At 73.1% G+C, this 12,527-nt stretch carries 11 protein-coding genes; 7 read left to right on the top strand and 4 right to left on the bottom strand.

The features are described from left to right. Positions 1-41: 41 nt before the first annotated feature. Entirely contained in the window at positions 42-2,774 is a 2,733-nt protein-coding gene (locus ACZ5WK_RS21845) for a right-handed parallel beta-helix repeat-containing protein (RefSeq protein WP_465549111.1), read from the bottom strand. Positions 2,775-2,997: 223 nt separating this feature from the next. Further along, positions 2,998-3,459: an Lrp/AsnC family transcriptional regulator gene (locus tag ACZ5WK_RS21840; protein WP_396322944.1), complete on the bottom strand. Its 462-nt coding sequence runs from the start codon at positions 3,457-3,459 to the stop codon at positions 2,998-3,000. Between the two features lie 148 nt (positions 3,460-3,607). Here ACZ5WK_RS21840 and pdhA point away from each other — a divergent pair, with 148 nt between their 5' ends. The 4 genes from pdhA (at position 3,608) to ACZ5WK_RS21820 (ending at position 9,053) form a co-directional block, all read left to right on the top strand. Continuing rightward, entirely contained in the window at positions 3,608-4,750 is a 1,143-nt protein-coding gene (gene pdhA, locus ACZ5WK_RS21835; protein WP_396322943.1) for a pyruvate dehydrogenase (acetyl-transferring) E1 component subunit alpha, read from the top strand. 83 nt (positions 4,751-4,833) lie between these two features. Beyond that, positions 4,834-5,796 (top strand): alpha-ketoacid dehydrogenase subunit beta, encoded by a 963-nt coding sequence (locus tag ACZ5WK_RS21830; protein WP_465549207.1) that lies wholly within the window; start codon positions 4,834-4,836, stop codon positions 5,794-5,796. A gap of 5 nt (positions 5,797-5,801) precedes the next feature. Then, positions 5,802-7,121 carry a dihydrolipoamide acetyltransferase family protein gene (locus ACZ5WK_RS21825; RefSeq protein ID WP_465549205.1) on the top strand — a complete coding sequence of 440 codons (1,320 nt, stop codon included), beginning with the start codon at positions 5,802-5,804 and terminating at the stop codon, positions 7,119-7,121. A 288-nt stretch (positions 7,122-7,409) separates the two neighbouring features. After that, the gene (locus ACZ5WK_RS21820) at positions 7,410-9,053 is read left to right on the top strand and encodes a globin domain-containing protein (protein ID WP_465549108.1); all 1,644 of its coding nucleotides are present in this window, start codon (positions 7,410-7,412) and stop codon (positions 9,051-9,053) included. Positions 9,054-9,135: 82 nt separating this feature from the next. On the opposite strand, the gene ACZ5WK_RS21815 is transcribed toward ACZ5WK_RS21820, so the two are convergent. Next, positions 9,136-9,690, bottom strand: a complete 555-nt coding sequence (locus ACZ5WK_RS21815; protein ID WP_465549106.1) for an NUDIX domain-containing protein — start codon at positions 9,688-9,690, stop codon at positions 9,136-9,138. 727 nt (positions 9,691-10,417) lie between these two features. On the opposite strand from ACZ5WK_RS21815, the gene ACZ5WK_RS21810 reads away from it, so the two are divergent. Next, the gene (locus ACZ5WK_RS21810) at positions 10,418-10,837 is read left to right on the top strand and encodes an SsgA family sporulation/cell division regulator (RefSeq protein WP_465549104.1); all 420 of its coding nucleotides are present in this window, start codon (positions 10,418-10,420) and stop codon (positions 10,835-10,837) included. Positions 10,838-10,942: 105 nt separating this feature from the next. Here the strand turns inward: ACZ5WK_RS21810 and ACZ5WK_RS21805 are convergent, their stop codons facing one another. Beyond that, positions 10,943-11,320, bottom strand: a complete 378-nt coding sequence (locus ACZ5WK_RS21805; RefSeq protein WP_396322938.1) for a phage holin family protein — start codon at positions 11,318-11,320, stop codon at positions 10,943-10,945. Positions 11,321-11,422: 102 nt separating this feature from the next. Between ACZ5WK_RS21805 and ACZ5WK_RS21800 the strand changes: the two genes are divergently transcribed. Both ACZ5WK_RS21800 and tenA read left to right on the top strand, forming a co-directional pair. Next, a complete protein-coding gene (locus ACZ5WK_RS21800) occupies positions 11,423-11,740 on the top strand; it encodes a cupin domain-containing protein (RefSeq protein ID WP_396322937.1) in 318 nt (105 codons plus the stop codon). A gap of 112 nt (positions 11,741-11,852) precedes the next feature. Beyond that, entirely contained in the window at positions 11,853-12,521 is a 669-nt protein-coding gene (gene tenA / locus ACZ5WK_RS21795) for a thiaminase II (RefSeq protein WP_396322936.1), read from the top strand. The last annotated feature ends 6 nt before the right edge of the window (positions 12,522-12,527 follow it).

Here is a 12,527-nt window from a genome sequence, read left to right as displayed (position 1 = left end):
CGGGCGCCACGGTGGGCGCCCGGCAGGATTCGCGGGGCGCGTCAGGAGGCGGGCCAGGCGGGGGTGAAGTAGCCGAAGAGGTCGGCGATCAGGTCGGTGCTGCCGACGTGGTTGTAGATGGCGACCTTGCCGTCGGCACTGACCGGCGTGGTGACGTGGTTGGGCACGGTGGCGCCGCGCAGCAGGTTGAGGTTGCTGGTGCCCGGCCGCGGGCTGCCGTCGGCATGGACGGTCAGGTAGCTGTCCTCGGTCGTGTTGGTGGCCGTGACGTTGAGGACGGCGGCGGTGGCCCCGGCCGGGATGCCGGGGACGACGGTGGTGCCGTCCGGCCCGGGCTTGGCGAGCGGGTTCGACCGGGTGTCGGTCAGCCGGATCGGGACGGTCGGGGTGAACCTGCTCCTGCCGTCTGCGGCGTAGTAGCCGAAGACGTCCAGGATCACGTGGGTGGACCCGGTGTGGTTGTAGACGTTGATGCTTCCGTCGGCGCCGACCGGGACGATGACCTGGTTGGACTTGTCCTTGCCGGGCTCGGGGTTGAGGTTCGAGCTGACCGGGCGGCTGCGGTCGGTGGCGTAGACCGACAGGTGGGTGTCCGCGCTGGTGTCGGTGCTGGTCAGGTTGAGCACGACGGAGGTGGCGTTGGCGGGGATGCCGCCGGCGCCGGCGACCTTCACCGGGCGGATCTCGCCGGCGCCGAGCTTGCTGGTCGCCCGGGTGTCGGCGAGGCGGGCGGGCGTGAGCTGGGTGAACAGCAGGCCGCCGCCCGGGCGGTAGAAGCCGACCACGTCGACGATCAGGTGGGCCCGGCCGGCGTTGAGGTAGGTGCTGATCCGGTGGGCCTCGCCGACCGGCACGGTCACCAGGTTGGAGGAGGTCCGCCCGGCCGCCACGTTGACGTTCGAGGTCTTCGGGCGGGGTTGCCCGGTGGGCCAGACGATCAGGTGGGTGTCCTCGGTGGCCTCGGTGACGGTGACGTTGAGGACGACGGAGGAGATGGTGCCGGGAGCGCCGTTCGCACCGGGTGCAGTGCCGGTCGGGATGGTGAGGCCGTTCTCCCGGCCGCCCTCGACGGTCTGGTTCACGCCCTGGCGGGTGTCCAACAGCCGATACGGGTCGGTGCGCAGGAAGCTCGACGGGGCGTAGGCGGCCTTGAAGGGGTACGCGGCGGTGTTGCTCTGCCCGGTGCTGTCGGTGACCGTCACCTGCACCGTGTAGTCGCCGGGGGAGGCGTAGCCGTGCAGGAAGACGTCCAGGTTGTTCTTGGACTCGACAGTGCCGTCGCCGTAGTCCACCACGACCTTGGTGACGGCCCAGGGCGAGGTGGTGCCGGACGGGTCGACCTTCACGCCCAGCGGCGGGGTGTCGGATGTGTCGAACTGATCCGGGATGTTCGCCCTGACGGTGGCGTACGCCTTCAGCGGGCCGGGGGTGGTGGCCTTGACCTGCGTGCCGTAGCCGGTGAACATGCGCCCGTCACCGGTGCCGACGGCGATGGTCGCCGCGAAGTCGCCGGCGCGGGTGTAGGTGTGCTTCACACTGGGCTCGGACGAGGTGACCACGGCGCTGCCGTCGCCGAAGTCGTAGCGGTAGCTCATCGCCGAGGTCGGCCAGTGGGTGGTGCGGTTGGTGGTCGCCGTCAGCGTGATCTCGGTGCCGTACGGGGCGCGCTGGAGGTCGGCCGCCAGCGACGCGGAGGTGATCTCCTCATGGCGCTCGCTCGCGCCGCGGTCGTGGTAGCCGGCGCCGGTGCCGGTGTTCGGCACGTTCGGGTCGTCGGCCGGGAAGGCGGCCGGGAGGAAGCCCGGCGCGGTGGCGTCGGCGGAGTCGGTCACCTCGCTGTTGAGGGCGTTGCCGTCGAGCCACTTCGCGACCACGGCGTCGTGGCCGCCGGCCTGGCCGCCGGTCGCGGCGGCGAGCGCCTCGGGGGTCTGGTGGCGGGTGCCGGCCCAGGAGTACGCGGTGCCGGCGGAGAAGTTGGTCCAGTACGGGGCGACGGTGTTGTACGCGGCGCGGGTGCCCTCGGCCGAGGCGGTCGAGACCACGATCTCGGCGCCGTCGGGGTTGGCGCACTGGTACGGCGCGGCGGGGGTGAAGTGGTTGCGCACCAGGTTGTTGTAGAGGCCGGACTGCGAGGAGTCGCCGGCGAGTTCGATACCGGCGGTGCAGCCGTCCACGACGGTGTTGTTGGTGATGACGGTGTGCGGGGCGTCGATGACCCGGATCCCGTTCACGCTGTTACGAACGAGCGTGGCGCCGGCGGCGTTCTCCACCGAGACGGTCCGCGCCTCGTTGCCGGAGAGCGTCACGCCCTCGCCGCTGCCGGTGACCTTGAGGTCGCCGTCGACCAGGTTCCGGACGGTGACCCGCGCGGAGTTCGCGACCTCGACCCCGGAGGTGCGGAAGGACTCGATCACGACGTCGTGCACCGCGGAGAGCCTGAGCGTCCCGAGCGTGGTGGCCGAGCCCGTGGCGACCCCGCGGAAGGTGATGGGCAGGCCCTGCTCGCCGGAGCGGTTGAGCAGCAGCTGCTCCCCGGAGTACCCGCGCGAGCCGGCGACCTCGACGGTCTGGCCGGGGGTGGCGACCGCCGCGGCGGCGCCGACGGTGCAGAACGGCAGGGCCGTGGTGCCCCGACCGGAGTCCGAGCACCTGGCGGGGTCGGTGTTGTCGACCCGGAGCGTGCTGGGGGCGGCTTCGGCGAACGCGACGGTGGGAAGGCCGAGAACGGTGACGAGGCCTGCGGTCAGCAGCCCTGTGGTGCGAAGTGGACGCACGGGGCGGTTCTCCTGTGGCTAGGACCAGGGGTTGAAGGCCCCCACCTGTCGGCTTCGCGGAGACCGGGCGCTGGGTTGGCCTGGCTCTGCGGCGGGTGAGGACCAGTGTGATTATGATCAGCGCGCTGTCGAGTCGATCAGCTGGGGTCCGGTATGCAGCGGCCCGTCCACAGGGCCGCCCTCCGAGCCGTTCGTCCAGGTCAGGGCGGGTCCAGTCCTTGGTCTAGTCCGGGGGGACCTGGTCCGTTTCCTCGAAGACCAGCATCGTGCGGGTGCCGAGCACCTGTGGGATGGACTGGATGCTGCCCAGCACCAGCTCCCGCAGGGCGTGGTTGTCGGCGGTGTGCACCAGCAGCAGCACGTCGAAGTCCCCGCCGACCAGTGCGATGTGCGCGACCCCGGGCAGCGCCAGCAGCTGCTCGCGGACCGTCCGCCAGGAGTTCTGCACGATCTTCAGGGTGACGTACGCGGATGCGCCCTGACCTGCCTTTTCGTGGTCGACGCGGGCGGTGAAGCCGCGGATGACGCCGTCCTCGACCATCCTGGATATCCGGGCGTACGCATTCGCCCGGGACACGTGCACCCGCTCGGCCACCGAGCGGATCGAGGCGCGACCGTCCTGCTGCAGCAGCCGCAGGATCGCCCGGTCGACACGGTCGAGCCTGGACGTCTGTTCAGTCGACATGACCCCCCACCCCTGCTGATTGGACGCAATGCCACCAGTCGACCGCCACCCGGGCCGATTGTCCAGCACCTTGTCACGCTTCTGGTCAAGATGAACAGACGACCGAACAATCGGTAGGGAGCCCCCGCCACCCCTGGAGGTGCCCGAGATGACCGTTCTCGACCACAGACACCACACGGCGGTGCCCGGCTGGCTGCCCGGGGCGACCGCCCCGCGCACCGACCCGGCACCCCTGCTCCCGGACGCCTCGCCGGTCCGCGTGCTCGGCACTCCCGAGCTGGAGAAGTACGACCCCGCACTGCTGCGCGAGCTCTACCGCCGCCTGGTGGTCGGCCGCCGCTACAACCAGCAGGCCACCACCCTGACCAAGCAGGGCCGGCTCGCCGTCTACCCGGCCTCCACCGGCCAGGAGGCCTGCCAGGTCGCCGCCGCGCTGGCGCTCGGCGAGCGCGACTGGCTCTTCCCCAGCTACCGCGACACCCTCGCGGTGGTCTCCCGCGGGGTCGACCCGCTGGAGGCGCTCACCCTGCTGCGCGGCAACGCCCACACCGGCTACGACCCGCGCGCCACCCGCACCGCCCCGCTCTGCACGCCGCTGGCCACCCAGGCCCCGCACGCCGTCGGGCTGGCGCACGCCGCGAGGCTCGCCGGCGAGCCGGTGGTCGCGCTGGCGCTGCTCGGCGACGGCGGCACCAGCGAGGGCGACTTCCACGAGGCGCTGAACTTCGCCGCGGTGCTCCGGGCGCCCGTCGTCTTCCTGGTGCAGAACAACGGGTACGCGATCTCCGTCCCGCTCACCGCGCAGTCGGCCGCGCCCAGCCTGGCCCACAAGGCCGTCGGCTACGGCATGCCGGGCCGGCTGGTGGACGGCAACGACGCGCCCGCGGTGCACAGCGTGCTCGCCGAGGCGGTCGAGCGGGCCCGGACCGGCGGCGGCCCGACCCTGGTCGAGGCGCTCACCTACCGGATCGAGGCGCACACCAACGCCGACGACGCCACCCGCTACCGGGACGACACCGAGGTGACCGCCTGGCGGGAGCACGACCCGATCCTGCTGATGGAACGCCACCTGCGCGGACTCGGCGTCCTGGACGACTCCCTGGTGCAGGAGGCGGCCGACGAGGCGGAGGCGCTGGCGGCCCGGATGCGGGCCGAGTTCCACACCGACGCCGAGCTGGACCCGATGGCCCTGTTCTCCCACGTCTACGCCGAGCCCACCCCGCAACTGCGGGAGCAGGCCGCCCAGTTGTCCGCCGAGCTGGCCGCCGAGGCCGAGGTGCACGACCGATGAACCAGACCGCCCACCCGACGCCCGCCCCCACCCTCGGCGGGGCCGCCGCGCGGCACTCCTCCGACGCCCCGCGCACGGCCACCATGGCGCAGGCGCTCAACGCGGCGCTGCGCGACTCCCTGCGCGAGGACCCGTCCGTGCACGTGCTCGGCGAGGACGTCGGCGCGCTCGGCGGCGTCTTCCGGATCACCGACGGGCTGACCGCCGAGTTCGGACCGGACCGCTGTCTGGACACCCCGCTGGCCGAGGCGGGCATCCTCGGCACCGCGATCGGCATGGCGATGTACGGGCTGCGCCCGGTGGTGGAGATGCAGTTCGACGCCTTCGCCTACCCGGCGCTGGAGCAGCTCTTCTCGCACGTCGCCAAGATGCGCAACCGTACGGCCGGCAAGCTCCCGCTGCCGATCACCGTCCGGATCCCGTACGGCGGCGGGATCGGCGGCGTCGAGCACCACAGCGACGCCTCCGAGGCGTACTACACCGCAACCCCCGGCCTGCACGTGGTCACCCCGGCCACGGTGGCCGACGCGTACGGCCTGCTGCGGGCGTCGATCGCCTCCGACGACCCGGTGGTCTTCCTGGAGCCCAAGCGGCTCTACTGGGGCAAGGCCGGGTTCGACCCGTCGGCGCCGGTCGAGCCGATCGGCCGGGCGGTGCTGCGGCGGACCGGGACGTCCGCGGTGCTGATCACCTACGGGCCCTCGCTGCCGGTCTGCCTGGAGGCGGCCGAGGCGGCGAAGGCCGAGGGCTGGGACCTCGCGGTGCTGGACCTGCGGACCCTGGTGCCGTTCGACGACGAGACGGTCTGCCGGGTGGTCCGCTCGCTCGGCCGCGCCGTCGTGGTGCACGAGGCGAGCGGCTTCGGCGGCACCGGCGCGGAGATCGCCGCCCGGGTCACCGAGCGCTGCTTCCACCACCTGGCCGCACCGGTGCTGCGGGTCACCGGCTTCGACATCCCGTACCCGCCGCCGATGCTGGAGCACCACCACCTGCCCGGGGTGGACCGGATCCTGGACGCGGTCGCCCGGCTGCAGTGGGAGGACTGAGGATGATGCCCGTCGTGCGCGAGTTCACCCTGCCCGACCTCGGTGAGGGACTCACCGGGGCGGAGGTGGTCCGCTGGATGGTCGAGGTCGGCGACGTCATCGCGGTCGACCAGCCGGTCGTGGAGGTGGAGACCGCCAAGGCCGTGGTCGAGGTGCCCTGCCCGTACGGCGGGGTGGTCACCGCCCGGTACGGAGAGCCGGGCGAGGAGGTGGCGGTCGGCGCGCCGCTGGTGACGGTCGCGGTGGCGCCTGCGGAGGGGCCCGCGGAGGGCCTCGGGGCGGCCGGACGGCCGGTCGCCGCGGAGGTGGAGCGGCCGCTGGTCGGGTACGGCGTCGCCGAGCCGGACCGGGGCGGCCGCCGGCGGCGGGTGGGGGTGCCGACGGCTCCCGTTGCCGTGGCTGTGGCCGCTCCGGCGGCTCCCGTGGCCCCGGTGGCTGCCCTGGCTCCGGTGGTCGTGCCGGTGATCTCGCCGCTGGTGCGGCGGGCGGCCCGGGAGCACGGGATCGACCTGGCGGCGCTCACCGGCAGCGGCCCGGACGGGCTGATCATGCGTGCGGACGTCGAACGGGCGGCCGCGGCGAAGTCGCTGCCCGCTCCGGCCGCCGCGCCGGGCTCCACGGCCCCGGCGGCGGCCGCGGACGGTGTCGTCCCGCTGCGCGGACTGCGCCGGGCGGTGGCCGAGAAGCTCACCCGCAGCCACCGCGAGATCCCCGCGGCCACCTGCTGGGTCGACGCGGACGCCACCGGACTGATGGCACTGCGGCGGCAGTTGAACGCCACCCCGGGGCCGAAGGTGAGCGTCCTGGCGCTGCTGGCCCGGATCTGCACGGTCGCGCTGGCGCGCTTCCCCGAGCTCAACTCCAGTGTGACGGAGGATGGTTCGGGCATCCTGCGGCACTCGGCGGTGCACCTGGGCTTCGCCGCGCAGGGCGAGCGCGGCCTGGTCGTCCCCGTGGTGCGGGACGCCCAGCAGCTCTCCACCGAGCAACTCGGCTCCGAGCTCGGCCGGTTGACCGAGGCGGCCCGTGTCGGCTCGCTGACGCCGGCCGAACTCACCGGTGGGACGTTCACGTTGAACAACTACGGCGTGTTCGGCGTGGACGGTTCGACCCCGATCCTCAACCACCCCGAGGCGGCGATGCTCGGCGTCGGCCGGATCGTCGCCAAACCCTGGGTCCACCAGGGCGAGTTGGCGGTGCGCGAGGTGACGCAGCTGTCGTTCACCTTCGACCACCGGGTCTGCGACGGCGGCACGGCGGGCGGGTTCCTGCGGTTCGTGGCCGACTGCGTGGAGCAGCCGGGGATGCTGCTGCGACAGCTGTGACCTGCGGGTGATCGCCTTGCGTGGCCGCGCCGCCACGCAAGGCGACCACAGATCGAGTGAGCGTAGCGCGTGCGGAGGGCGGGTGTCCGGGCTTCGCGCGATTTGTCGGATGAGCACTTCGGGCGTGCCACGCTGCCTGGGCGTCAGCAGAGACAAGCCAGGTGGTGGCGCAGGCCGGCCGGAGGCGAAACGATTCTCTTGGGTACTCGAAACGCTGCGGTGAAGTCCCGCAGAACATTTCTGGTCCGTAGCGGGCACGGTTCGGCGGGCGTTGCGGCCGTACCCGGGATGCCGGGCCTCGCGCCCGGCGCCGCGCCGGGCGCCCTGCCCGACGTCATGCCGGACAGCGTGCCGGAGCCCGTGGCGGACCTCGCGTCGCTGGGCGCTCCGGGCGTCGCGGCTCCGGCCGTCACGCCGGTGGCCGCTCCCGGCGTCGGGGCGGACGCCACGATGGTGCTCCCGCCGATGCCGCTGGACCCGCCGGACCTGCCGCCGGTGGCGGCGCCGGCCGCCGTCCTCGCACCGGTGGCCGCCGCCCTGCCGATCCCCGACCCGCCGGCCCGGCCGCCCGCCGTTCCGGCGCCGTCCACGCCCGCCGGGCCGCCCGCCCCCGTGGTCGAGCCGCTGTTCGCCCACGCGCCCGGCCTCAACTGGGCCGGTCAGGGCGACCTCCCCCAGCCTCCGGCCGAGGGGACCCCGATGAGCCGGGCCCGGGCACTGCAGACCCTCGGTGACGCCCGCCCGGCGCAGGTCGCCGCGCGGGCGCCCGACCTCCGCACCGCCGCCGAACAGCCGCCCACCGCCCTGGACATCGAGCTGATCCGGACCAGCCTGGCGGTGGTCGAGCCGGTCGCCGACCGGGCCACCGCGCACTTCTACGCGCTGATCTTCCTGCACCACCCCGAGATCCGCGCGCTCTTCCCCGCCGCCATGGACGTCCAGCGGGACCGCCTCTTCCGCGCCCTGCTGATGGCCGCCCGCAGCGCCGGTGACCCGGAGGGCCTGCGCACCTACCTGAGCGCGCTCGGCCGCGGCCACCGCCGGTACGGGACGCTGACCGGCCACTACGGCCCGGTGGGCGAGTGCCTGGTGCAGGCGCTGGCCCGGTACGCGGGCAGCCGCTGGGACGGCGAGACCGAGCTGGCCTGGCGCCGGGTGTACCGGCTGGTCTCCTCGATCATGATCGACGCCGCCGAGGAGGCCGCCCGCACCTCGCCGCCGTGGTGGCAGGGCGAGGTGGTCGCCCACGAGCTCCGCACCCGGGACGTCGCGGTGCTCACCGTCCGCCCCGACCAGGCCTATCCGTACCGCGCCGGGCAGTACGCCGGCCTGGAGACGCCCTGGTGGCCGAGGGTCTGGCGGCACTTCTCGTTCGCCTCCGCGCCCCGGCCGGACGGCCTGCTGACCTTCCACGTGAAGGCCGTCCAGGCGGGCTGGGTGAGCAACGCGCTCGTCCACCGGGCCGCGCCCGGGGACGTCCTGCGGCTGGGCCCGGCGGCCGGCGCGATGACCGTCGACCACGCGGCCGGCGCGGACCTGCTCTGTCTGGGCGGCGGCACCGGCATCGCGCCGATCCGGGCGCTGGTGGAGGAGGTGGCCGCGCACGGCGCGGCCGGCCGTTCGGTGGAGGTCTTCTACGGCGCCCGGCAGGCCGGGGAGTTGTACGAGCTGGAGGCGCTGCGCGAGCTGGCCGGGCGCCACCCGTGGCTCTCGGTGCGACCGGTGCTGTCCGGACCCGGCGCCTCGGGCAGCGGGGTGCTGACCGGTGAACTGCCCGAGGTGGTCGGCCGGTTCGGACCGTGGGCCGGCCGGGACGCGTACCTCAGCGGGCCGGCCGCGATGGTCCGGCGCGGGGTCGGCGTGCTGCTGCGGGCCGGGGTGACGGCGGACCGGATCCGGCACGACCTGGTGGGGGACCTCGCAGCGGGCTGACCGGTGGGCTCGGCCCGGGGAGGGCCCGGGCCGAGCGGCGGGCCGGGTGCCGGCCGGGCCCGCCCCGGGCCTCGCGCCGGACTCAGCCCAGGTCGGGCGCGAGCAGCGCGCGGACGCCCTCGATGTTGGCCGCCAGGTAGGCGCGCAGGCTGGGCGGGACGACGTTGACCGAGGTGACGCCCTCCCGGGTGAAGGGCAGCCGGACCACCTCGTACTCCCCGTTGGGCTCCTCCACCTCGGGGCCGTGCCGCCGGGTGAGGTCCATCGAGGCGAGCCGGCAGACGAAGAAGTGCTGCACCTTGACCCCGTGCGGGTGGAGCACGGTGCCGTCGTCGACGGGGGTCCCCCCGCCCGGAGGGTGGGGGTGGGTGTGGCTGACGGTGTCGACGAAGGCGGGGACGACGTCCGCCACCTTGCCGCCGAGCTCCTCGTCCACCTCGCGGTGCAGGGCGTCGACCACGGTGCGGTCGCCATCCTCGACGCCGCCGCCCGGGGTGATCCAGTACGGGTGCGGGGAGCCGGGCCGGGTCCGTTTGATCAGCACGATCGAGGCCGGGCCGTGCGGGTCGTCCGGGTCGACTTCCAGCAGGATCGCCCGCGCGGTGCGTTTGACGACGGGGCGGGGCGGGGTGCCCATGGCGACCTCCGGGGCTGGAGCGTTGTGCGGGAGTCTCCCGCAGGCCGCGGGGGCCGAAACACCGGGGCATGCGGGTGCGTCCGTCAGGGGAGTGCTCACGGCGGCGATGGATCTGGGATAGTGAAGATGAACGTTATGCAGATCATGTAATTATCGGCAAAGTCTGAACTTTTGCCTTTGATTCCAAGGAATTTACCGACAGAACGGTGCGAGAGTGATTGCAGCCGCGCGCTCCCTGTGCTGCAATGAGCCGCTATCGGGCGAATCGGAGCACCTCACTCCGCATGCCCTGCTGTGCAATGACTCGGGCTGGGGGCTGGATGTGGCCATGGATCAGATCGCAGACCGCACGACACCGTCGCGCACGGGCCGGCAGCCCACGGCCGTCTCCCCGCCCGTCGCCCGGCCCGGCCGGTTGGCCGCCGTCGCCGGGTAACTGCCCCGCAGCGTCGGCGCGATGAACCCGTCCTCCGTCCTCTGACCCCCTCGTGCCCCATGGGCCGCCCACCCCGATCCCCCTCGCGCACCATCGGAAGTAGCACACCTTGTCCACCGCGTTCCCGGGCATGGACGATGAGGGCGGAACGGGGAGAGGTGGCGCAAAACCATCAAATCGGCCGCACGGCCGGCACAGCCGCACTCCCTCCCATGTCAGCGAACTGCACATGCCGGGCCACCCGCGGACCCAGGGCCCGCACTTCCCGGCAGAACGAGAGGTACTGGCGCCATGCAGCACAGCACGATCCAGGGCCACCTGCTGATGAACCTGGTGGTCTCCCCCGAGCTCTCCTTCCGCATCGTGGTCGACGTCGGCTACGACCCCGTCGACCCGTACGCGCTCCGGTGCACCTTCCACATGCCCGGCGACGAGCCGGTCACCTGGGTCTTCGCCCGCGAGTTGCTGCTCGACGGGATCAGCGGGCCGGCGGGCGAGGGCGACGTGCACATCCACCCGGTCGGCGAGGAGCTCTCCGAGGTCTGCATCGTGCTGCACTCCCCCGGCGGGGACGCCGTGCTGCGCGCCTCCGCGCCCCCGCTGATCGCCTTCCTGGCCCGCACCGACCGGCTGGTGCCGATGGGGCAGGAGCTCACCGGCGGCGAACTCGACGCCCAGCTCGCGGACATCCTCAGAGGGTGTGAGCGGTGACCGGTCGCCCGGCCGGAACGGCGGAAGGGGCCCGAACCCGGTGAGAACCGGGTGCGGGCCCCTTCGCACGGGGCGCTGCTCGTACGGGCCGCCACGGGCGGCGGCTCAGTCGTCGTCGCCGAGCGCGAGGTTGAGGCCCCAGGAGACCAGGCTGATGATCAGCGCGCCGAACAGCGCGGCCCAGAAGCCGTCGACGTGGAAGTCCAGGTTGAGCTTGTCCGAGGCCCAGGAGGTCAGCCAGAGCATCAGGGCGTTGATGACGAAGGTGATCAGCCCCAGGGTGAGGATGAACAGGGGCAGTGAGAACAGCTTCACCACCGGCTTGATGAGCCAGTTCACCACGCCGAAGACCAGTGCCACGGCGATCACCGTCAGGGTCTTGTGCTGCCAGTCGTCGCCGGTCAGCGTGATGCCGGTGACGATCCAGGCGGCCACCCAGATGGCGGCCGCGTTGATAAGTGTCTTGATGACGAAACCCTTCATGGGGCCAGCGTCGCAGGCCGGTCGGGCGGGGGGAAGGTCTGGACCGGCATGTTTGGTGTTGAATGCCCCAGGACCCGGGCCAGGACGAGGAAGGCGCCCCCGATGAAGCTGTTCCGGCTGGACGAACTGGACGCCGAGCGCGCCGCCAACGACGGCGCCTATCTGCGCTTCCTGCGCGAGCCGCGGATGTCCGCCGGCCTCTACGCGCTCTCCCCCGGCGACACCGATCCCCAGACCGCGCACGCCCAGGACGAGATCTACCAGGTGATCAGCGGCCGGGCCGAGTTGACCGTCGGCGACGAGACCACGACGGTGGCCCGCGGGACGGTGGTCTACGTCCCGGCGGGCGTGCCGCACCGGTTCCACCACATCACCGAGGAGCTGCGGGTGCTGGTGGTGTTCTCCCCGCCCGAGGACTGAACGGGTCCGCGCCCGAGGACTGAACAGCTCCGCGGCCGGGGGCTGAACGGCTCCCCGCCCGAGGACTGAACGGCTCCGCGGCCGGGGGCGGCGGCCCGGTTAGGGTCGGGGTATGAGCCTGAGCCTGACGGAAGAACTCTGGGCGGCGATCGAGCCGGTCTACGCCAAGATCCTCGATCACCCCTTCATCGGCGGTCTCACCGACGGCACCCTGCCGCGCGAGGCGTTCCGCCACTTCGTCGTCCAGGACTCGCACTACCTGCGCGACTACGCCCGCGCGCTCGCCGTCTGCGCCGCCAAGGCGCCCGGCGAGGAGGACGTGCGGGCCTTCGCCGACGACGCGGTCGGCGCGCTGGCGGCCGAGCAGGGCATGCACGCCGACTTCATGACCGCCTTCGGCGGCAGCGCCGAGGCGGCCGCCGCCGAGCCGGTGCTGCCCACCACCCGCGCGTACACCAGCTATCTGCTGGCCACCGTCTACGGCGGCTCCTTCGCGGAGGCCGTCGGCGCGGTGCTGCCCTGCTACTGGATCTACGCCAGGGTCGGCGGCGAACTGCTCGCCAAGGGCTCCCCCGACCCGCTGTACGCCAAGTGGATCGCCACCTACGGCGACGAGGCGTTCCAGTCCGTGGTGCGCCGGGTCCTCGCACTCACCGACCGGCTCGGCGAGGAGATCTCCCCGGCCGAACGCCGCCGGGTGGTGGAGCACTTCACCACCACCTCGCGGTACGAGTGGATGTTCTGGGACGCCGCCTGGCGCGGCGAGACCTGGCCGGTCTGACCTCGT

This window comes from Kitasatospora sp. NPDC032757, assembly GCF_055579305.1.
This window is presented reverse-complemented; position numbering and strand designations above follow the sequence as displayed.